We start from the raw sequence: 20,092 nt of genomic DNA on the forward strand, positions 1-20,092 counted from the left end.
GGGGACAAGGGGGACAAGGGGGAACTCGGGGACCCCACGACCGAAGGGAGTGGGGATTAGGGGGCGAAGGGGGACAAGGGGGACAAGGGGGACAAGGGGGACAAATACAATTACCCATTACCAATTACCCATTACCCATTACCCATTACCCATTACCCATTACCCATTACCAACTACCAACTACCCTGATAACTGCAATCGGGAACCAAGAAATATAACTTCAGTCATAGCTAACCAGTTATTGTACTTATAACTTGCATTTAGCCTGCGTTTGCCAATGCCTAAACGGAATCTCCAACAGCCAAAGCCAGAGAATTTGTGGATAGAGGGACTGAAAACTGTAGGTCTGAGCTTGTTTTTAGCATTTGGAATTCGTGCTGGTGTCGCCCAGTCTTTTTTTATTCCTTCTGGTTCAATGGAACCGACCCTAGAAGTTGACGATCGCTTGATGGTAGACAAACTCAGCTACCGCTTTCAAGCACCCCAAAGAGGTGACATTGTAGTGTTTCAACCACCTCCTGCTGCAATTTCTGCGTGTGGATTGCCATCTAATTCGCAAGATTCGTTTATTAAGCGAATTGTGGGACTTCCTGGGGAACGAGTCGCAGTAAAAGCGGGACAAGTGTATATCAACGATCGCCCTCTAGCAGAAAACTATATTGCTAGCAAACCAGATTACGAGCAATCGGTTCGAGTTATCCCACCGAATTTTTACTTGGTACTGGGAGATAATCGTAACAATAGCTGTGACGGACACGAATGGGGCTTCGTAAAGCGCGATCGCATTATCGGTAAGGCGATCGTCCGTTTCTATCCCTTCGATCGCATTGGTCTTTTTAGTCGCAATCGCTCTTGATTAGTGGGTGATGAGGCGGGAGTTGGCAGGGGCGCACAGCTGTGCGCCCCTACCGACAACTGAATTAGTAGACAGCAATGCTTGTGTCCTAACTTAATAGCTCAAATGCATCTATCGCAAGGTAAGTTGTATGTATACAGGACTGCAAACGAACTTTACCAGCGATTGAGTTTGTCGCACGAGTTATGTCGCACAACCGCCCCTCCAACTATTATTTCAACTTAACCGAGCGAGAACGCTCCAATTTAAAACGCACAGTTGATTATTCCAGCGTGCAGTCATTGCCAGAAATTTGGGCGATCGCTGTCAAAAAATTCGGCGATACCGTGGCGCTGCACGATCCCCACGTCAAACCAGAGACAACTTTCACCTACAATCAGTTGTACCAGCACATTCAAATCTTTGCCGCAGGATTGCAAGCGCTGGGGGTAGCAGCAGGCGATCGGGTGGGACTCATAGCTGATAACAGTCCGCGTTGGATGATTGCAGATCAAGGAATATTAACCGCTGGGGGAGTGGATGTCGTGCGTAGCTCCCAAGCGGAAAAACAAGAATTACTATACATCTTGGAACATAGCGGTAGTACAACCCTGGTAATAGAAGACCGCAAGACTTTAAGTAAAGTGCGCGAAGGCTTGGACGGACTACCAATTCAGTTGGTTGTGTTGCTGTCAGATGAAATTCTAGATGAAAGCGACTCGCTCAAAATTATGAATTTCTCTCAACTGATGGCGGTGGGAGAAAACCAACCACTCCAACCAGTAGCACAGAATCGGGATACCCTTGCCACCCTGATGTACACTTCTGGGACGACGGGTAAACCCAAGGGTGTCATGCTGTCTCACGGAAATTTACTGCATCAAGTTACGTCATTTGGCGCAGTCGTACAACCAGAAATTGGCGATCGCATTCTCAGTATCTTACCTGTCTGGCACTGTTACGAGCGGAGTGTCGAATATTTCCTCCTTTCTCAAGGTTGTACCCAGATATACACGAATATTCGTCACGTCAAAGCAGACTTAAAAGCATTCAAACCTCGCCTCATGGTAGGCGTTCCTCGGTTGTGGGAATCGATTTACGAAGGGGTGCAAAAACAGTTCCGCGACCAACCCGTTAAAAAACAACGTCTGATCTATTCCCTGTTGAATATCAGCCAACGTTACATAAAAGCACGGCGAATTGTTCGAGGATTAGCATTAGATAACCTCTATCCTTCTCCATTGCAACGCCTGCAAGCTGGGATTCAAACCGCAGTTTTAGCACCGATTCACAATCTTGCAGATCGTCTGATCTACAAACAGGTACGAGAAGCAACGGGAGGACGAATTAGGCAGGTGATTAGCGGTGGTGGTTCCCTTGCCATGCACCTCGAAAACTTTTTTGAAATTGTTGGTGTCGAAATTTTAGTAGGATATGGTTTAACCGAAACCTCTCCCGTGACCCACGTTCGTCGTCCTTGGCGCAATCTACGCGGTTCCTCTGGGTTGCCCATGGCAGGCACGGAAGCCAAAATCGTCGATCCTGAAACTCGCCAAACCTTACCACCGATGCAGCGCGGCTTGGTCTTGATCCGAGGACCCCAGGTGATGCAGGGTTACTACAAAAACCCAGAGGCGACAGCCAAAGCGATCGATCCTGAAGGTTGGTTCGATACTGGCGATTTAGGTCTAGTTACACCGAAAAACGACATCGTGCTGACAGGTAGGGCAAAAGATACGATTGTCTTGTCTAACGGTGAAAATATCGAACCGCAGCCAATCGAAGATGCGTGTCTGCGCAGTCCTTACATCGACCAAATTATGCTAGTCGGACAAGACCAGCGATCGCTCGGAGCCTTAATCGTCCCTAACTTAGAAGCATTGCAGCAGAAGGCAGTCTCTCAGAATTTGCAATTGGCTTTACCAGAGGTAAGACAAGGGGGACAAGGAGAACAAGGGGGAACTCCCGACTCCCGTACGGGCGGGTTTGGAAACCCACCCCTACCGACAATCGATCTCAACCACCCAGCCATCCAAAACTTATTCCGCCAAGAGTTAACGCGGGAAGTTCAAGACCGTCCAGGGTATCGTCCCGACGATCGCATCAGTACATATCGGCTGATTTTAGAGCCATTTTCAATTGAGAATGGAATGTTAACCCAAACCTTAAAAATTCGCCGACCCGTTGTCATGGAGCGCTATCACGATATGATTGACGGGATGTTTAGGTAATCTTAGGATTACCGCAAACTATGTAACAAATACCAATCATCAACTATGGATGCCGCAAACCCTCAACAGATGTTGTTAAAGCGCCCGATCAACGTCAAAGCAGTTGTGACTCCCCGCTGGAAAGATGAAGTCCAGCAGCAGCTACAAGCACAAATTAACGCCGTTGACCAGCAATTGCAACAATTAGAAAAACAAGGACAACGGGCGATCGCCGAGATCCAAAAACAAAGCATACAGCCTCCAGGTCCAGAAACTCGCCAGCAGATCGAAAGCATTCAACTGCAAGTCAACGAGAAGAAAAGCGAACTGTTGGAGCAAAAAAACCAGAGTTTGCAGAACCTTCAGCAGGTGCAACTGCTCGAAATGAATCAAGAAGTCAGCCAATTTCAATTAGAAGGGATCTTCAGCGTCCAGCCAGGGGACAACTTGATCGCCAAACTTCAAGTTGAAATTCTGTTGCGCGACGGAATTGTAGAAGAAATTCGCGGTGAAATTTAAGCATGGGTAATGGGTAATGGGTAATGGAAAATGTGGATCGTGAATGGTGAATGGTTAATAGTTGATGAAAATTAACTACCAACCACCAACTACCAATTACCAATTACCAACTACCAATTACCATCTCACTAAAGGTAAAATAACCTTCTAGTTTATTTCTAAAAACTAATCGATCGCGCTCTGTTGGGAAACCACTCCATGACTCTACACGAAGTTTTCATGCCCGCTCTCAGTTCTACAATGACCGAAGGCAAAATTGTCTCTTGGGTCAAATCGCCTGGTGACAAGGTAGAAAAAGGCGAAACAGTCCTAGTAGTTGAGTCCGATAAGGCAGACATGGATGTGGAATCCTTTTACGAAGGATATTTTGCCACCATCCTCGTCCCCGCTGGAGAAGCTGCCCCTGTAGGAGCTACAATCGCCTTAATTGCCGAGACAGAAGCAGAAATTGCGATCGCGCAACAACAAGCGCAGTCGGGAAATCAAACAACTTCAGCACCTGCTGCTACAACTTCCCCAGGGCAGACAGCAGATGTAAAAAATACAGCCCCTACTCCAACTCCAGTCAGTGCAGTTGCAACTGAGTCTTCATCTGAGTCTCAAAATGGTGCAAGTCGTAGTGATGGGCGGGTTATCGCTTCACCCCGCGCTCGCAAGTTAGCGAAGGATTTAAAAGTCGATCTAAATACTCTTAAAGGTAGCGGTCCTCACGGTCGGATTGTAGCGGAAGATGTGGAAGCTTTTGCTGGCAAGAGTAAAGCTCCATCGGCTCCAGCACAACCGCAAGTGACGATTCCCAGTGCAGCCCCAGCACCTCAACCAGTTGCTACCCCTACCCCTGTAAGTACTGTTGCTGGCTCCGTGCAGCCCCTCACCACATTACAAAACGCTGTGGTACGGAATATGGTTGCTAGCCTGCAAGCACCTGATTTTCGGGTGGGTTATACCATCACTACCGATGCACTAGATAAGCTTTACAAGCAAATTAAGTCCAAGGGCGTAACAATGACAGCTTTATTAGCTAAAGCTGTAGCGGTGACACTACAAAAGCATCCATTAGTGAATGCTAGTTACTCAGAACAGGGAATTGTCTACCACCCTAACATTAATATTGCTGTGGCTGTAGCAATGGATGACGGTGGCTTAATTACGCCAGTGCTGCAAAACGCCGACAAATTAGATATCTATTCACTTTCTCGCAATTGGAAGTCTTTAGTAGACCGTGCCAGAGCCAAGCAGTTACAACCAGAGGAATATAACAGCGGCACGTTTACGCTGTCAAATTTAGGGATGTTTGGCGTAGACCGTTTCGATGCTATTTTACCCCCAGGACAAGGAGCAATTTTAGCGATCGGTGCGTCGCGTCCCCAGGTTGTAGCTACAGCTGATGGAATGTTGGGCGTGCGCCAGCAAATGCAGGTCAATATGACCAGCGACCACCGGATTATTTACGGCGCTCATGCAGCAGCGTTCTTGCAAGATTTGGCAAAGTTAATTGAAACGAACGCTCAGTCTTTGACAATGTAGTCTATCTCGCACTCTTGCGACTGTAAGTCGCGACTACACAAACTAAGTCTGCCTGCGCAGACTGATGCGATCGCAATTCTCGATTGCGTGCGTGACAGTAGTAGGGGCGCACAGCTGTGCGCCCCTACTTATTATGTGTTGTACCCAATTGAAAACCTCTATAAAATGGCAGTTTTAACCCGCGCAGGCGGGTTTTGTCTGTGTAGCAGCGAATTCTATTCGCCCAAATTCTTAACATTATCTACCGATCGCCAACCACTCCAAAGTAGAGACAATCGGGCATTCATTATTCAAAATAGTGAAAGTGAACCAAGAAGTAGGGAACAAAATCAAGTCACAAGTCGCAATTAATTCCGAATTCCGAATTTTCTCTCCACGCACCACGCACCACTCATATGTTAGATCTGATTAGCTCAGGGTTGGTTGGTTTTTGGCTAGGTGTGGCAGGGATACACCCTGAAGCATCAGCAGCATGGGAATTATTGGCGCTACAAACTGCTCCGGCACTAGTGCTGAATTCAGCACCGGATGGTGTGGCGACGACAACTTTACAGCAGTATTTACAAGGGCTGAAAACTAAAGGAATAACCAGCACAGAGCAGGGAATTTGGATACAGTCGGGACCGTTACTACTGAGCGAAAATAACGGTCGAGTTCCCTTACCGGCTGCCTCGTTGACGAAAATAGCTACATCCCTAGCTGCGTTAAAAACTTGGGGAGCAAACCACCGCTTCCAAACGCTGATTAGTGCCGCAGGACCGATTCAAAAAGGAGTTCTAGAAGGAGATTTAATCGTTACAGGCGGAGGAGATCCGCTGTTTGTTTGGGAGGAAGCGATCGCCCTGGGGAATAGTCTGAATCGATTGGGAATTTCTCGCGTTACGGGCAATTTGGTAGTGACTGGTAATTTTGCCATGAACTATCAATCCGATCCCCTCAAGGCTGGAGAACTGCTCAAACAAGGACTGGATGCCTCTACCTGGAAAGCTGCTGCTAAAATGCAATACTCTACCTTACCCCCAGGTACGCCAAAACCGCGTGTCGCGATCGCCGGAACCGTACAAGTTGCTGCGATCGCCAATCCCAAGCAAATCTTATTACTACGTCATCATTCTTTATCTTTGGCACAAATTCTGAAGGAAATGAATGTTTACAGTAATAACGAAATGGCACAGATGTTAGGGCAAATGTTAGGTGGAGCGCCAAGCGTGCGCCAAATAGCGGCAACAACCACGGGAGTGCCAGACTCAGAAATTTTGTTGGGTAATACTTCTGGACTAGGGATAGAAAATCAAATTTCTCCCAGGGCAGCTTGTGCGATGTTTATGGCAGTACAACGAGAATTACTTCCCTATAAACTGAGCGTTGCTGACTTATTCCCCGTATCGGGACGCGATCGCCGAGGTACGCTAGAACTACGCCACGTCCCTGCGGGTGCTGTCGTCAAAACCGGAACCTTGAACGAAGTCAGCGCCTTAGCAGGAGTTTTACCCACCCGCGATCGCGGTTTGGTTTGGTTTGTCATTATCAATAGAGGATGGCAGCTTGAAAGTCTGCGCGCAGGACAAGACAAATTCCTGCAAAATCTTCTCCATGAATGGCACGCCTCCCCCGTCATTCCTACCGCGATCGCTCCCCACGCGATCGGCGTTACCCCTACTCCCCTGGGTGCAGCGAGTCGAAACGAGATTTTGTACAAGGGATGACAGTTATCAGTGTAGAGACGTTACATGTAACGTCTGTACTTATCAGTTATCAACGACCAATGACAAATGACAAATGACCAATTCAACAATCAACTTTTGTAACCAATTCAGCTCGATCTTGTTTTAAATTTGCAAACAAACCTTAATTTTCTGTAATTCTGCTTTAGGATCGGCATGAGTAAAGCTAAGAGGCAAGAGGTGAAAAACAAACAGTCAGTTCTTTCCTACTCCCTACTCCCTACTCCCTACTCCCTACTCCCTAACAATGCGCATTTTAGTTGTAGAGGATGACGAGTTTATCGCTAATGCCCTAGATTTGGTGCTATCCGAGCAAAATTATGCTGTAGAAATAGCAGCCGATGGCGAATCAGGGTGGGAACTAGTTCAAGCTTACGAATATGACCTGATCCTGTTAGATGTCATGTTGCCAAAGTTGGACGGAATCGAACTGTGCCGTCGCGTGCGATCGCAGGGTTACAAAATGCCAATTTTGTTGCTGACCGGACGAGATAGCAGTCACGATAAGGCAATCGGCTTAGATGCTGGTGCAGATGATTATCTGGTCAAACCCTTTGACCAAGAAGAATTATTTGCCCGCGTGCGAGCTTTATTGCGGCGTGGAAATACGAGTGTTTCGCCAGTATTAGAGTGGGGAGAGCTACGACTCGACCCGAGTAGCTGTGAAGTGACTTATAGCGGGCGATCGCTACAATTGACTCCCAAAGAGTACGCCTTGCTAGAACTGTTTTTACGGAACAATCGCCGGGTTTTCAGTTGCAGCGCCATCTTGGATCGTGTTTGGTCGTTTGATAAAACCCCAGGGGAAGAAGCCGTAAGGACGCAAATTAAAGGACTGCGGCAGAAATTAAAAGCAGTTGGCGCACCCGCAGATGCGATCGAAACCGTCTACGGGATCGGCTATCGTCTTAAGTCGCCATCGGTCAATAAACTCACAATACCATCATCTGAAGAGCCAAGCGAGCAGACGCGACAACAAACTCTTACGGCTTTAGCAGGAGTATGGGAGCGATTTCAGGGTAGGGTAAACGAGCAGGTAATGCTATTAGAACAAGCTACGACTCAAATCTTGCCAGCTCAACTGACGACAGAGCAACGTCACCATGCAGAACAAGCTGCTCACACTTTAGCAGGTTCTTTAGGTACTTTTGGTTTTGCCACAGGTTCGCAACTAGCACGGAAAATCGAACGTAGTTTGCGAGCCAAAAAGCCGATGAGTCAAACAGAAACAAAGCATTTGCGAGAACTCGTAGCGGCTTTACGCCGCTCGATAGAACTAACTCCTCCCGAACTGACAACACCCGTCGCAGTTAAACAAGAGTTGCCGCAATTGTTAATCTTCAATAGCGATCGCCATTTGGCAGAGCCATTGATCGAAGAAGCGGGAGTGTGGGGCATTCAAGCAGAAATAGCCACTCACCTAGAATCAGCTAGGAAAGCGATCGCTTTATCGCCACCCCAAGTCGTATTACTCGATCTTGATGGCAATACAGCAGACAGCTTAGCACTCTTAGTCGAACTCAAACATCGCTATCCCTCCTTGCCCGTTCTCGTCCATAGCGATCGAGATAATTTGATGACGCGACTTGAAGTTGCCCGTTGTGGCGGACATGCCTTTTTACCCAAGCCCGTACCGCCAGCCCAAGTTTTACAGGCAGTCACCCAATTACTACCAAAGGAAGCGACAGCAGCTAAGGTGATGGTAGTGGATGACGATCCTCAGATCCTTGCTACCCTACGCAGCCTGCTAGAACCGTGGGGTTTGAGGACGATTTGTATCGAAGATCCGCGTCGTTTTTGGGAAACACTAGAAGCCTCAGCTCCAGATTTGCTCATTTTAGATATCAATATGCCCCATCTCAGCGGCTTAGAGCTGTGTCAGATCGTGCGCCAAGATTCGCACTGGTGCGGATTGCCAATTTTATTTCTGACTGCCTACAGCGATGCCAATACGGTAAATCAAGTGTTTGCAGTTGGGGCGGATGATTTTGTCAGCAAGCCGATTGTTGGACCGGAACTCGTAAACCGAATCATGAATCGGCTCGACCGGATCGAACTTTTGCGCAACTTAGCAGAAATTGACCCGCTGACGGGAGTTGCTAATCGCCATAAATCTACTCAAGACTTAGAACGCTTGCTAAATCTAGCAAAGCGGCATCATCAACCCCTCTGTTTGGCAGTTTTAGATATCGATCGCTTTAAGCTAGTCAACGATACCTGCGGTCATGCAGTGGGCGATGCGGTGTTACGTCAGCTGGGACAGTGGTTACTGCATTCGTTGCGTCGAGAAGATATAGTAGCTCGTTGGGGTGGTGAAGAATTCATCTGCGGTTTGTACGGTATGACCAGCCAAGACGGAGTACAGCGATTGACAGATATCTCGATCGGATGGCAGCAACAGCAGTCTACACACCCTCAATGCAACATACCCATCACCTTTAGCGCTGGAATTGCCCATTACCCGCAACACGGTGCAGATCTAGAAACTTTGTATCGTGTGGCAGATAAAGCTCTTTATCGCGCCAAGAAAAATGGGCGCGGGCGTGTGGTTGCATCTAAGGAGACAGTGACCAGTGACCAGTTATCAGTGGCTAGTGATTAGTGGCTAGTGACAAGAATTGAGTCTAGTCACTAGCCACCAGCCACCAGCCACCAGCCACTCACCAATGACCAATGACAGCCAAACGCATATTAGTAGTTGACAACGAACCATATATCCAAGAGGTTGCCCAAATTTGTTTGGAGATGGTAGCGGGTTGGCAAGTTAGCACGGCTAGTTCTGGTAGCGAGTGTTTGACCAAAGCCGCAGCCGAACAACCCGATGCTATCCTCCTTGATGTGATGATGCCTGAGATGGATGGATTAACAACTTATAAAGAGTTGCAGGCAAACAAAGCAACAAAACATATTCCCGTGATTTTCTTGACTGCCAAGGTACAACCAGCCGATCGCCGCCGCTACGCTCTGTTAGGTATGAAAGATGCGATCGCCAAACCCTTCGATCCTCTTCAGCTAGCCTCTCAAGTCGCTACTACTTTGGGCTGGAATTAAATCATTACAATTCGCTACTACTCGTCGATAACTGACAACTGTACGGGCGGGTTTAGCAAGCTAGATTGACCACCAAAGCGATAAATTTTGGCTCAAAACCCGCCCCTACGATAACCGATCGCTGTTTCCTCACAAGTTCCTCAAATTGTCAGCTTATTCTAACAATAGAAGCAGATCGGTTACCCTCAGATATGAGAAACCGAATTCTGCTTGCTCAGCACCAATCCTGTAAGAACAGATTTAACAAACTCATTCGCAATTTTTCACAATTTCATAGATATTTCAGCAAGACCCAACAACTAACAACCAACAACTAACAACCAACAACTAATTTTGGAGACTTGCCCATGAGTACGCGAGAAGAAGCAAGAGAGGCAATGACGCAGCAGCGCCAGCAGGAAGAAAATTTGCAGCAGTCTATGTTGCAGCGTACAGAAGCAGAGTTAGCTGACTCTGGAGATTCGGAAATCCAACAAACAGCCAGAGAACGCATGACCGAACAAAGGCAACAGGAAGAACATCTCCAGCAGTCTATGTTAAGCCGTTCTGCTGCTGAGGTAGGTCTACCCACCCAAACAGACCCATCTGTTCAAACGCAATAGCTTCCTAGTGAATTTTAGTTGAATTAGGAGGAAAAAATATGTCGCTCAGTAGAACATCACGGCAAGTCATACAGTTTGTATGGAATGCTTTAGCACAACTGGTAACTTATTTAGGAGCTGCGGTTAAGCGAATTTTTGCTCCGAACGACGACCAGTATCCAAATACAGGAGTTCAGCCTTTTGAAGGTGATATCAACGATAAAAAACACCGTTCTAAAGCATAGTAAATGCAGAGACATTAAAGGTTAGAAATTAGGGGTTAAGACGATAAAAATAATTCCTGTACAGACGAGTTTTGTAGGAAGATTGTTGTCACTAACCATAGAGACTTTACTAAACCCGCCCCTACGGTTTCTGACTGCTGTAGGAGCGGGTTTCGCGTGAAGATTATTGCTGTCAACTGCCAATTTTTTGCTAAACCCATCCCTACGATAACTGATGCGATCGCCTAACAAATTTAGGTTTTTGTCTGCAAACTAACAGACATCCATACGGTTTTCATTATATTGTGTCAATCTATCTTTGGATAGAGCATCTCTTGACCAATGGTCGAGATGCAACCAACTAACAGGCTTGATTACAAGAAGAACGGTTGAAGCAAAATATTTATGATTATTTGCCATCGCTTAGCCAGAGTGAATTGTGCTGCCACAATAGGAAAACTAGTTTACATCAGTTCATATTTTTGTTAACAAACTTAACTAGAAGTTTTAAAAAATTTTTATTTTCTCACAAGTTCCTCATATTTATCACTTAGATTAAAACTACGACGATTTATGCAGATTTTAGAGATTGATAGATTGAGGTATAAAAAATGACTAAAGCAGTTGTGAACTTAACATTACCAATGGTTGTCGAACACATTGAAACTGCGTTAGAGGATTATCCTCATTACCCCTATCAAAAAGCTTTTGCAATTCCAGACTTACGCCAAAAATTGATCGCTTATATTTTAAGCAGAGTTGCTAACTCCTATACAGTTTTGGAAGAAGGAGAAAATTGCACTACTTTCGGAGATTGTAGTTCTTACCGAAAATTGCAGATCGAAAACTTAGCAAAGCAAGGAATTCAAGAGATATTACAGCAATATTGGGAATGGATCGTTCATCATATTCCCTCAGAAACAGAATCTGGATTAGCACCTTCCCACTGGTTTGGTTAGAGTCAGTTCTGAATTCTAAATTCAAAATTTAGAATTGTGACGATGTGCCTCCGATAGATCTGCATAAATAAACTCAATCTTGCTTCTGTTGTACGTCAGTTTCCACACTTTCACCCCAATCATTAGCTATGTCTACACCAACTTGTCCTTGTTGTTCTCAAACATTACTACGCCACATTAGTGCTAAAGGCATTTATTGGTTTTGTCCGGCTTGCTATCAAGAAATGCCAACCTTAATTACAGAGGTTCTCGCAAGACGAAATCGAGAATTAGTGACACTCAAAGTCTAATCTTTATCTCAACAGAGTTTAACTTGACTCAGAAGGAAATATTTTTTGAATCTGCTCTTTAATTCCAGCTAAATCGATGTAGAGATCGGCAACATTGATCAGACTATCACTAGTCATAGACCGAAGACTGACGACCTCTACCCGTACACCTTGATAAGAAACTGCATCAACTGCATAGGCAAGATCTCCATTTCCACTAACTAAAACGGCTGTATTATAACAGCCAGCTAGGGTCATCATATCAACGGCTATTTCTACATCTAACTTTGCTTTTTTAGAACCGTCAGGAAATTGAATTAAGTCTTTACTAACGACGCGATAACCATTACGACGCATCCAAAGTAAGAAACCTTGTTGTTTATCGTTGATCGGATCGACACCCGTGTAGAAGAAAGCACGTAAGAGAGGGGCTTCTGCTGTTAACAGGCACAGCAGTTTAGTATAGTCTATTTCAATTCCTAGTTGTAAAGCAGCATAGAAGAGGCTAGAGCCATCGATAAAAATAGCGACTCGACCCCGACTGAAGGTATCTAATAGCTCACCGTTAGAGTGTGTGTTAGCCTCCTCGTAGGGGTTGATCTCTTTCTTCATCTGTCTGGTCAAGATTTTGCTGCGATCGAGAACTTCATCTTGTGTTATCTCTTGATAAAAAGTCATTGATACCTCAGAATTTGGAGATTGAGTTTGACTAGAACGATAGCAAAATGTAATAACTTACTTATACTAAAACGACCTGTATCGAACCAGCTTACTAGTACAGGCATTGCTAATTTGGATTAAATTGTAACAAGCTAATCTGACTTGGTTAGCACGGTCATAATATATAAACACAATATATAAACACAAATGTAAGAGGTAACTGTCTGGTAAAATTCACAGACTTTAAATCTAATCTGAAACTTTAACAATTAGCAGGCTCAATCCATTGTCATTTACTACTCTTAGTTATTAGGTATATCTAATTCAAAACGAATTGCTACATACGATACATAATCGATCGCTACAAGCGATCCAAAATTAACAGTTAAGGATAAAAAGTTGAATATTCATATAAATAAAACAATTTCTTTATTTCTTTATTCATAAATTAAAATGGCTTAATTTTTCTTAAGAATAAAGGCTGAGTTTGTCTTCAAAGGGAGCAGATCGCCTTTTAGAGATTGCTACTCAAATCTTGTCGTCGGAAAATTATCATATCTTTGCCCACAACTGGACTACGAGCGATTATATTTCCTTTGGGATCGATCGCCTCCAAGCGACTGAAATCGAGTTCTCTGGATCTTTCTAGCATTTGAGCTGCTAATTTGTCTTGCTCGGAAGACGGGAGATCGTACCAGTCATCGCCAAGCGTGAGTACCAAATTGCTACCCCCAAAATTGGGTTGAATAGACTGTATTAATCCATCCGCAACGCGATCGCTAATTTCTTCAACTTGCTTTTGAATTGAGGCGACTAAAATCTCCTCTGGTGTCAGTTGTGCAACTAGGGTAGGCATTGACTCAGGAGGTGTGACAGTCTTTACTGGCTGCGGTACATCGGTTGCAGTTAACTCACTAGGAATAGCTATTTTTGGTTCAACTTCCACTGCGGAAGATGGTTCATCTGTAAGGGAAGGAGTCGTAACCTTTGGCGGTTCCGGTGTGGAAGGAGGCGTTGTCGCGATTGGTATTTCCCGTTCAGAAGCAGGAGTTGTAGTAACTGCTGACGGTTCCGGTGCTGTAGGGGAAGGAATTGCTGTAACTGCTGGTAGTTCTGGTGCAGGGGAAGGAATTGCTGTAACTGCTGGTAGTTCCGATCTGGGAGTAGGAGCAACTGCAACCTCTGTAGGTTTACCTGAAAATAGATTTGAGGTTGTCAGCACCAAAACTACTACAATTCCTGCCATAATTCCGGTCAAAGCAGAGTTAGACAGCTTACCTGAAAGACCTGCTGGTAGCACAGAGCGAATTTTTCCCAAAACAGAACCCCAGCCATCTTGTAAAGGTTCCCACCAACTTGCTTCAGTCGTGGTTGTGGGTTCAGCTTCTAGTTGAGCGATCGCTCCTTCTATAACTCCGATTGTGCCACGCAGCAGTTTAATTGTTTGTGTTTTTACCGCTGCTTGAAAGGAATTTGCTTTTGGCTTACGTTCAGGGGAAGGTGACTTTTGGGAATTAGACGGTTCCTGTGACATAAATTTCTTCCTCCCAGGCAGCGAAACAATCGAAGATAAGTTAAATTCTTAGCGGGTGCTGCACCTAGCTTATCAGTTAACAGTTATCAGTTATCAGTGTCTAGTGGCTAGTGGCTGGTGACTAGTGACTGGATAAAGACTCTAGCCACTAGCCACCAGCTACCAGTCACTCACCAATTACCAATTACCATCTTATGAGTTTCAAACGCCGTAAATTTCTATTCCTGAGTACATTGAGCTTTTTTGGTGTGGCGCTGTGGAACAAAATCCACGGACGTGAATCTCCGACACAGGAGAGATCGGCAATTGCTTCTGGTGCTGACGATCTAAAGCCTAAGCCATCTACAAAACCTTTGTTGCGATTTATCTCGGTAGCAGATACGGGAACGGGCGATCGCGGACAATATGCTGTAGCTGAGGCAATGACTGTCTATCACCGTCAAAACAAGTTTAATTTAGCAATTTTGGCGGGAGATAATATTTACAACAACGGCGAGATCGAAAAAATTCAAGCTGTATTCGAGCGTCCTTATCAACCCCTACTCAAACAAGGGGTAAAATTTTACGCCTGTCTTGGCAACCATGATATTCGTACCGCTAACGGCGATCCGCAAGTCCGCTATCCCGGCTTCAATATGCAAGGACGATTCTATACTTTCCGCCGCGATCCGGTACAGTTTTTTGCTCTCGATACTAATAGTAATGCCGATTGGGATACTCAGCTAGCTTGGCTAGAAAAAGAACTCAGTCGCAGCGATGCACCTTGGAAGATAGTATTTGGACATCATCCGGTTTATTCTTCCGGTCATTACGGCAATAATCAAACTTTTATTAAACAATTTACGCCACTGTTTCAGAAGTATGGCGTACAACTCTACATCAACGGACACGATCATAACTACGAGCGATCGCGCCCCATTAATGGTACGACATATATGATTACTGGTGGTGGTGCGGGAACTCGTCCTGTAGATCGTTCTGAGTGGACGGCGCTTTCTGCAAGCAAGTTGAGTTTTGCCACTTATGAAGTGTATGCCGACAGAATAGAAGTAAGTGCGATCGGTACAGATAGTCGAGTTTTTGACAAAGGTAGTATCAAATTGCGATCGGCTTAGTGAGAATGATGAAAAAATTACCTATGATTCCTCAACATCCCGAATATGCTCGATTGCCACAACGAGCGCCTCAAGCATAACTTCAAAACTAGCATCAGTCGAGCGCTCTAGAGTTAACATTTTCCCTTGTTCTAAGGCAATAAAACCATTGACTGTCGCATTCACCATTCGCATTGCGTCTACAAGCTGCTCTGAGGTAAATTCATAAGGCTCTAGTATTCTACGAAAGAAGTCCAGAGTTTCCTGAATAATTGCAGATGCTTCAGGATCGGACGGTTGCAACTGAAATTGCATCATCACTTTATAACGGGCTGGGTGCGATCGCGCATAGTCACGGGTTGCTCGTCCTCCAGCTTTCAGTAACTCTTTAGAATCGCTCAGTGCTTTACTTCTTGGCTGACAAAACGCCAAAAAATCTTGCCAAAGTGCTAGTGCTACTGCTCGTTTGAGGGCTGGATTGCCATCTAAATGCTTGTAAATAGCTGGCGGTTTAATCCCTAATTCCCTCGCCACTCGATTTACACCTAGAGCTGATTCTCCCTCGCGATCGAGACAAGCGATCGCAGCAGTAATTACATCTTGTTGCGTTAGAGAATTTTCTTTTGTCGGACGACCCATAGAAATATTTAATTAGTTAATATAGTTAACTAAAAGTTAATATAATTAATTTTACCTACTTATGCTGTCAAAGGGATGGAATACGCAGACTGTAGGGGCACACATCTGTGCGCCCCTACGAATGCCATGCATGTAACTAAAAATTCAATCTCCCACAAACATATGAACGATTTTGTCTTTACTCCTGCCCACCAGCTAGCCCAGATGATACGCGATCGCACTGTCTCAGCTGCGGAAGTCTTGGATTCATATTTGGATCGAATTGTCAAGTACAATTCCCAACTCAATGCTATTTGCACGCTGGATGCAGAACGCGCCCACGAACGCGCTGAAGAAGCAGATGAAGCCCTAGCCCGAGGAGAAAACTGGGGCGTTCTCCACGGTGTACCCATTACGATTAAAGATGCGTTTGAAACTGCCGGACTCCTCACTACTGCCGGATACAAACCTCTAAAAGATTATATTCCCGCAACAGATGCAACGGTAGTAGCGCAACTGCGTGGAGTGGGAGCTGTGATTATGGGTAAAACAAATCCAGCTAAACTGGCAGGTAATTTCCAGAGTACAAACGATCTGTTTGCACGGGTTAATAATCCTTGGAACTTAAATTATACGCCTGGTGGAAGTTCTGGAGGTAGTGCGGCAGCGATCGCAGCGGGACTATCACCATTAGATATTAGTAGTGATATAGGAGGTTCAATTCGCCAGCCAAGCCATTTCTGCGGCGTATATGGACTCAAGCCTACAGATCGGCGAGTATCTACAGCGGGTCACATTCCCGAAGTTCCAGGCATGTCTCGTTGTATTCGGCAAATGTTGGTAGCAGGTCCGATCGCTCGTTCCATTGAAGATTTACAATTATGCTTTTCACTCATTGCGGGAGCCGATCCGCGCCAACCAGAAGTTCCACCCGTTCCTCTAGATAGTCCCAGCTGCAAGAGCCTGCAACATGTAAAAATTGCTTGGACAGACGAAGTCAATCCGTATCCGGTGGCTCAATCGATTAAATCTGCAATGCAAGCAGTTGCCCACAAGTTATCAAATGCCGGAACGCAAATTGACCAATGGATACCAAAATTTGATTTTATCTCAGCTTGGCAAGTCTACCTGACAATTTCTGCTTACACTTCACCCATTTCGCAACCATTTGACTTTGATTATGTCCGTGACTCGCTGACTTTAATGTTAGGCGAAGCAACTCAAGGCGATCGCGGATTACGCAAAATCAGTAACGTGTCTAAAATTGGGTTTTCCACCGCGTTGAATCCTAACATGAAAGGCTATTTTGCCGCATTAACTCAGCGCGATCGCTTTATTGCTCAAATGGATGCAGAACTCGAAGCGTGGGATGCATGGCTTTGTCCCGTAGCAATGACACCTGCATTTCAGCATTGTCCAACAGGTACGGCAATTGAGATTGATAGTAGAAAAGTACCTTATCTGATGGCTTCGGGTGCTTATACAATTCCCTTTGCTTTTACAGGTCATCCAGTCGTGGTAATTCCGGTAGGATATACACCGGATGGATTGCCGATTGGAATGCAAATTGTGGGTAAGCGTTGGCGCGAAATGGAATTATTAGCGATCTCTCAAGAAATAAACCAAGTTGTGGGTAACTTTCAACATCCGCCTGGTTATTCTGATGATTGAATTGTTTTCTGCAATTCCCTTTTGAGCAAACATTTTAGCCAAAAGGCTATTATTCTAGAAAGCTAAAGCGCGATCGCTCACATTATGGCTTCTAGTAAACTTTCATTAACATCTGGTCGGCAGTGGCTGACCGGGATAGCTTCAAGCGAAACATTTATTTATATTATCAAGCGGCTAGCACAAGCTCTCTTGACATTATTACTAGCATCTGCGTTGTCATTCTTTATTATTCAACTTGCTCCAGGGGACTATCTAGATACCCTGCGGCAAAACCCCAAAATTTCCCCAGAACGGATCGAGCAACTGCGACAACAGTTTGGATTAGATCGTCCTTGGATCGAACAGTATTTCCGTTGGTTGTGGCGGATTGTGACTCAGGGTGATTTCGGTACGAGTTTCGTCTATCAGCGTTCCGTGTCTTCCTTGCTGTGGGAGCGGGTTGGAGCCACCTTACTACTGGCAATTTCATCTTTAATTGTCACCTGGGCGATCGCCATTCCTTTAGGAATTGTCGCCGCCGTAAAGCAAAATCAGTGGAGCGATCGCGTTTTACAAATTATCAGCTACACCGGACAAGGATTTCCTAGCTTCATCACTGCCTTGTTACTCCTGATCTTCGCTCAAAACGTCTCTCCCCTATTTCCCGTAGGAGACATGACGAGTATCAACCACGCCGATCTCACGCCTCTAGGTAAAATCCTTGATGTTGGCTGGCACATGATTTTACCCACCATAGCTTTAAGCATTACCAGCTTTGCAGGCTTGCAACGGATCGCCCGTGGCGAACTTCTCGACGTACTCCGTCAAGATTATATTCAAACTGCCCGCGCTAAAGGACTACCAGAAAACCGCGTGATCTACGTCCACGCTCTGCGTAACGCCATCAATCCCTTAATCACCATCTTAGGATTTGAACTGGCTGGGTTGTTAAGCGGTGCGTTTATTGCCGAATTCTTCTTCAACTGGCCTGGATTAGGGCGCTTAATTTTGCAAGCAGTCTTAGCTCAAGATTTGTATCTCGTCATGGCAAGCTTGGTCATGGGAGCCGTAATGTTAATTGTTGGTAACTTAATTGCTGACCTACTACTCAAAGTCGCCGACCCCCGGATTAAGTTGGAGAACCCCTAATCAGTTATCAGTGACCAGTAACCAGTGACCAGTTACTTACGACTTACGACTTCTCATTCATGTTGTCCCAAATCTACTACATTGCGCGTTCTAAGTCTGATGGCAGCTATTTAGTTGCCCGGGTAAATCGCGATGTAGCTGAGAAAAACACAGGCTATTTGTTACTATTTAGCGAGCATTTTGAGGCATTGACTTATCTGAATACTCATGCTGCTAGTGTAGCCGACCAATTTGCAATTGAGTCGATTCCTGGTACTCAACTAGGAGCGTTATTGAAGCGTTGGAATTTTATTGGTGTCGGGATCGTACGCGATCCATTATTACCAAAGATTGAATTTCTCATCTGTGATTAGTATTAAATATATCTATCCTGATGTAGATGTAACTAAATCAAAGATTAGCGCTAAATAAAGAAGGTTGGTTCCGAATTTTGCTGAATTTCAGCGAAACGTAGCCATAAATTACAAGTTTGTTATTACAATTGTCGATCGCAGGAGAAACCAGTATGCGCTCTGTTCGATTCAATTTATCTGCGTTGCGCCCAGTTCGCATTTTATTTGCTATCTGTGTCAGCGCGTTGCTAGTATTCTCTCAAGCGCTTCCCGCTTTCAGCGCTCCTGTCAATCCCGGTGGTAGCCCCACTGCTCCCCAGCAAGGTGAAGCTCAGCTAAGAGGCATTGAGAAAGAAGCCCAAGAAGCAGTACTCAAAGATCCTTACTCGCGCAAAGAAACGCAAACCAAAGCTCAAGAAGGACTCAATGAAGTTCAAGGAGCTGCTGACTTAAACAAGATGAGTCGTCCAGAAAATGCTAAAGCAACCTCAGTAGAAGACAAACTGAAAAATGCTTTGGAATCAGTTACTGGTAAAAACTAAAGCTTTTGATGTAGCTTAAAGATTCGGAACATTAATATTGCTTGACGTGTGGGGATGATTCTGGCGGTGGTCATCCCTTATTGCTGTCTTTTGTCTGCCTTCTCTTACTACAAACCAGCAAACTCTGCATCTGTAATCAGGCGGGGATTTTTTGTATTAGCAGAGATCCAACTGCGATCGCGAATAGCTAACTTGCAGGCAGAATAAGTTTTGTAAGTTTTGCCATTATTGACAAATGTACTGTCGCCGCGATCGCCACTAAAAACAGCCCAATCTGTCTTTTTATAACGACTCGGCTTTATAGTTCCCCACATCTGTAGCATTAACGCACCAGACCCATTGCAAATGCGTGCGTTCCATACCTTTGTTGGAGAATAGACTTTTGATATGTTGCCACATGCGGACATAATCGGTCGTCGATTTGTGCCTTGAGCTGCACTCCAAGGATACCAGTTGCCATTCATTTCGTGAGCGAGACGAATGAATGTAAGTCGGCAATTTCGGTATTAATTTCCCTTTGGCGAATCTCGGAATAGCTCAACGTGAGTTCGATGAGAAAAACTAGCCAAAAAGAAAACTGAGACCTATGCTCAAAATACACACACAATAGTCTC

Annotated in this window: 20 protein-coding genes and 1 pseudogene; 17 read left to right on the forward strand and 4 right to left on the reverse strand. The window is 45.2% G+C overall.

Going from position 1 to position 20,092, the window contains the following annotated elements; all coding sequences use genetic code 11:
* The 12 genes and pseudogenes from DSM107010_RS41665 to DSM107010_RS40420 form a co-directional block, all read left to right on the forward strand.
* Window positions 1-218: pseudogene (locus DSM107010_RS41665) on the forward strand (molybdenum cofactor guanylyltransferase); the annotation flags it as partial.
* Between the two features lie 59 nt (window positions 219-277).
* A complete protein-coding gene (gene lepB / locus DSM107010_RS31645; RefSeq protein ID WP_015154033.1) occupies window positions 278-856 on the forward strand; it encodes a signal peptidase I in 579 nt (192 codons plus the stop codon).
* A 185-nt stretch (window positions 857-1,041) separates the two neighbouring features.
* A complete protein-coding gene (locus DSM107010_RS31650; RefSeq protein WP_106166793.1) occupies window positions 1,042-3,066 on the forward strand; it encodes an AMP-dependent synthetase/ligase in 2,025 nt (674 codons plus the stop codon).
* 45 nt (window positions 3,067-3,111) lie between these two features.
* Window positions 3,112-3,564 carry a YlqD family protein gene (locus DSM107010_RS31655; protein WP_015154035.1) on the forward strand — a complete coding sequence of 151 codons (453 nt, stop codon included), beginning with the start codon at window positions 3,112-3,114 and terminating at the stop codon, window positions 3,562-3,564.
* Window positions 3,565-3,762: 198 nt separating this feature from the next.
* Window positions 3,763-5,091 carry a dihydrolipoamide acetyltransferase family protein gene (locus tag DSM107010_RS31660; protein ID WP_106166792.1) on the forward strand — a complete coding sequence of 443 codons (1,329 nt, stop codon included), beginning with the start codon at window positions 3,763-3,765 and terminating at the stop codon, window positions 5,089-5,091.
* A 395-nt stretch (window positions 5,092-5,486) separates the two neighbouring features.
* Window positions 5,487-6,797, forward strand: coding sequence for a D-alanyl-D-alanine carboxypeptidase (locus DSM107010_RS31665; RefSeq protein ID WP_106166790.1), 1,311 nt, complete (start codon window positions 5,487-5,489; stop codon window positions 6,795-6,797).
* 265 nt (window positions 6,798-7,062) lie between these two features.
* On the forward strand, window positions 7,063-9,417 hold the full coding sequence (locus DSM107010_RS31670; protein ID WP_106166789.1) for a response regulator: 2,355 nt from the start codon (window positions 7,063-7,065) through the stop codon (window positions 9,415-9,417).
* A 71-nt stretch (window positions 9,418-9,488) separates the two neighbouring features.
* The gene (locus DSM107010_RS31675) at window positions 9,489-9,866 is read left to right on the forward strand and encodes a response regulator (RefSeq protein ID WP_015154039.1); all 378 of its coding nucleotides are present in this window, start codon (window positions 9,489-9,491) and stop codon (window positions 9,864-9,866) included.
* 347 nt (window positions 9,867-10,213) lie between these two features.
* Window positions 10,214-10,468: a hypothetical protein gene (locus DSM107010_RS31680; RefSeq protein WP_015154040.1), complete on the forward strand. Its 255-nt coding sequence runs from the start codon at window positions 10,214-10,216 to the stop codon at window positions 10,466-10,468.
* 38 nt (window positions 10,469-10,506) lie between these two features.
* Window positions 10,507-10,692 carry a hypothetical protein gene (locus tag DSM107010_RS31685; protein WP_106166788.1) on the forward strand — a complete coding sequence of 62 codons (186 nt, stop codon included), beginning with the start codon at window positions 10,507-10,509 and terminating at the stop codon, window positions 10,690-10,692.
* Window positions 10,693-11,282: 590 nt separating this feature from the next.
* A complete protein-coding gene (locus DSM107010_RS31690; RefSeq protein ID WP_015154042.1) occupies window positions 11,283-11,630 on the forward strand; it encodes a hypothetical protein in 348 nt (115 codons plus the stop codon).
* A gap of 128 nt (window positions 11,631-11,758) precedes the next feature.
* Window positions 11,759-11,920 (forward strand): hypothetical protein, encoded by a 162-nt coding sequence (locus DSM107010_RS40420; protein ID WP_181245401.1) that lies wholly within the window; start codon window positions 11,759-11,761, stop codon window positions 11,918-11,920.
* An 18-nt stretch (window positions 11,921-11,938) separates the two neighbouring features.
* Here the strand turns inward: DSM107010_RS40420 and DSM107010_RS31695 are convergent, their stop codons facing one another.
* Together DSM107010_RS31695 and DSM107010_RS31700 are read right to left on the reverse strand one after the other, a co-directional pair.
* Window positions 11,939-12,577 (reverse strand): LabA-like NYN domain-containing protein, encoded by a 639-nt coding sequence (locus DSM107010_RS31695; protein WP_015154044.1) that lies wholly within the window; start codon window positions 12,575-12,577, stop codon window positions 11,939-11,941.
* Between the two features lie 496 nt (window positions 12,578-13,073).
* Complete coding sequence (locus tag DSM107010_RS31700) at window positions 13,074-14,093, reverse strand: hypothetical protein (protein ID WP_106166787.1); 1,020 nt, start codon at window positions 14,091-14,093, stop codon at window positions 13,074-13,076.
* A 194-nt stretch (window positions 14,094-14,287) separates the two neighbouring features.
* On the opposite strand from DSM107010_RS31700, the gene DSM107010_RS31705 reads away from it, so the two are divergent.
* On the forward strand, window positions 14,288-15,208 hold the full coding sequence (locus tag DSM107010_RS31705; protein ID WP_106166786.1) for a metallophosphoesterase family protein: 921 nt from the start codon (window positions 14,288-14,290) through the stop codon (window positions 15,206-15,208).
* 21 nt (window positions 15,209-15,229) lie between these two features.
* Here DSM107010_RS31705 and DSM107010_RS31710 read toward each other — a convergent pair whose 3' ends face one another.
* The gene (locus tag DSM107010_RS31710) at window positions 15,230-15,826 is read right to left on the reverse strand and encodes a TetR/AcrR family transcriptional regulator (RefSeq protein WP_106166785.1); all 597 of its coding nucleotides are present in this window, start codon (window positions 15,824-15,826) and stop codon (window positions 15,230-15,232) included.
* Between the two features lie 162 nt (window positions 15,827-15,988).
* Here DSM107010_RS31710 and DSM107010_RS31715 point away from each other — a divergent pair, with 162 nt between their 5' ends.
* From DSM107010_RS31715 to DSM107010_RS31730, 4 genes are all read left to right on the forward strand, one after another.
* Window positions 15,989-17,476: an amidase gene (locus DSM107010_RS31715; RefSeq protein ID WP_106166784.1), complete on the forward strand. Its 1,488-nt coding sequence runs from the start codon at window positions 15,989-15,991 to the stop codon at window positions 17,474-17,476.
* 84 nt (window positions 17,477-17,560) lie between these two features.
* A complete protein-coding gene (locus DSM107010_RS31720) occupies window positions 17,561-18,604 on the forward strand; it encodes an ABC transporter permease (protein WP_106166783.1) in 1,044 nt (347 codons plus the stop codon).
* Window positions 18,605-18,663: 59 nt separating this feature from the next.
* On the forward strand, window positions 18,664-18,957 hold the full coding sequence (locus DSM107010_RS31725) for a hypothetical protein (protein ID WP_015154050.1): 294 nt from the start codon (window positions 18,664-18,666) through the stop codon (window positions 18,955-18,957).
* A gap of 152 nt (window positions 18,958-19,109) precedes the next feature.
* Window positions 19,110-19,478 (forward strand): hypothetical protein, encoded by a 369-nt coding sequence (locus tag DSM107010_RS31730; RefSeq protein ID WP_015154051.1) that lies wholly within the window; start codon window positions 19,110-19,112, stop codon window positions 19,476-19,478.
* 107 nt (window positions 19,479-19,585) lie between these two features.
* Here DSM107010_RS31730 and DSM107010_RS31735 read toward each other — a convergent pair whose 3' ends face one another.
* Window positions 19,586-19,942 carry a hypothetical protein gene (locus DSM107010_RS31735; protein WP_106166782.1) on the reverse strand — a complete coding sequence of 119 codons (357 nt, stop codon included), beginning with the start codon at window positions 19,940-19,942 and terminating at the stop codon, window positions 19,586-19,588.
* Between the last annotated feature and the right edge of the window lie 150 nt (window positions 19,943-20,092).

It is taken from the genome of Chroococcidiopsis cubana SAG 39.79 (genome assembly GCF_003991895.1).
In the GTDB taxonomy this organism is placed as follows: Bacteria; Cyanobacteriota; Cyanobacteriia; order Cyanobacteriales; family Chroococcidiopsidaceae; genus Chroococcidiopsis; species Chroococcidiopsis thermalis.

Excerpts from the sequence above, each read along its gene's own strand:
- lepB (WP_015154033.1), top strand. The coding sequence starts at position 278 with ATGCCTAAACGGAATCTCCAACAGCCAAAGCCAGAGAATTTGTGGATA.
- DSM107010_RS31650 (WP_106166793.1), top strand. The coding sequence starts at position 1,042 with ATGTCGCACAACCGCCCCTCCAACTATTATTTCAACTTAACCGAGCGA.
- DSM107010_RS31655 (WP_015154035.1), top strand. The coding sequence starts at position 3,112 with ATGGATGCCGCAAACCCTCAACAGATGTTGTTAAAGCGCCCGATCAAC.
- DSM107010_RS31660 (WP_106166792.1), top strand. The coding sequence starts at position 3,763 with ATGACTCTACACGAAGTTTTCATGCCCGCTCTCAGTTCTACAATGACC.
- DSM107010_RS31665 (WP_106166790.1), top strand. The coding sequence starts at position 5,487 with ATGTTAGATCTGATTAGCTCAGGGTTGGTTGGTTTTTGGCTAGGTGTG.
- DSM107010_RS31670 (WP_106166789.1), top strand. The coding sequence starts at position 7,063 with ATGCGCATTTTAGTTGTAGAGGATGACGAGTTTATCGCTAATGCCCTA.
- DSM107010_RS31675 (WP_015154039.1), top strand. The coding sequence starts at position 9,489 with ATGACAGCCAAACGCATATTAGTAGTTGACAACGAACCATATATCCAA.
- DSM107010_RS31680 (WP_015154040.1), top strand. The coding sequence starts at position 10,214 with ATGAGTACGCGAGAAGAAGCAAGAGAGGCAATGACGCAGCAGCGCCAG.
- DSM107010_RS31685 (WP_106166788.1), top strand. The coding sequence starts at position 10,507 with ATGTCGCTCAGTAGAACATCACGGCAAGTCATACAGTTTGTATGGAAT.
- DSM107010_RS31690 (WP_015154042.1), top strand. The coding sequence starts at position 11,283 with ATGACTAAAGCAGTTGTGAACTTAACATTACCAATGGTTGTCGAACAC.
- DSM107010_RS40420 (WP_181245401.1), top strand. The coding sequence starts at position 11,759 with ATGTCTACACCAACTTGTCCTTGTTGTTCTCAAACATTACTACGCCAC.
- DSM107010_RS31695 (WP_015154044.1), bottom strand. The coding sequence starts at position 12,577 with ATGACTTTTTATCAAGAGATAACACAAGATGAAGTTCTCGATCGCAGC.
- DSM107010_RS31700 (WP_106166787.1), bottom strand. The coding sequence starts at position 14,093 with ATGTCACAGGAACCGTCTAATTCCCAAAAGTCACCTTCCCCTGAACGT.
- DSM107010_RS31705 (WP_106166786.1), top strand. The coding sequence starts at position 14,288 with ATGAGTTTCAAACGCCGTAAATTTCTATTCCTGAGTACATTGAGCTTT.
- DSM107010_RS31710 (WP_106166785.1), bottom strand. The coding sequence starts at position 15,826 with ATGGGTCGTCCGACAAAAGAAAATTCTCTAACGCAACAAGATGTAATT.
- DSM107010_RS31715 (WP_106166784.1), top strand. The coding sequence starts at position 15,989 with ATGAACGATTTTGTCTTTACTCCTGCCCACCAGCTAGCCCAGATGATA.
- DSM107010_RS31720 (WP_106166783.1), top strand. The coding sequence starts at position 17,561 with ATGGCTTCTAGTAAACTTTCATTAACATCTGGTCGGCAGTGGCTGACC.
- DSM107010_RS31725 (WP_015154050.1), top strand. The coding sequence starts at position 18,664 with ATGTTGTCCCAAATCTACTACATTGCGCGTTCTAAGTCTGATGGCAGC.
- DSM107010_RS31730 (WP_015154051.1), top strand. The coding sequence starts at position 19,110 with ATGCGCTCTGTTCGATTCAATTTATCTGCGTTGCGCCCAGTTCGCATT.
- DSM107010_RS31735 (WP_106166782.1), bottom strand. The coding sequence starts at position 19,942 with ATGAATGGCAACTGGTATCCTTGGAGTGCAGCTCAAGGCACAAATCGA.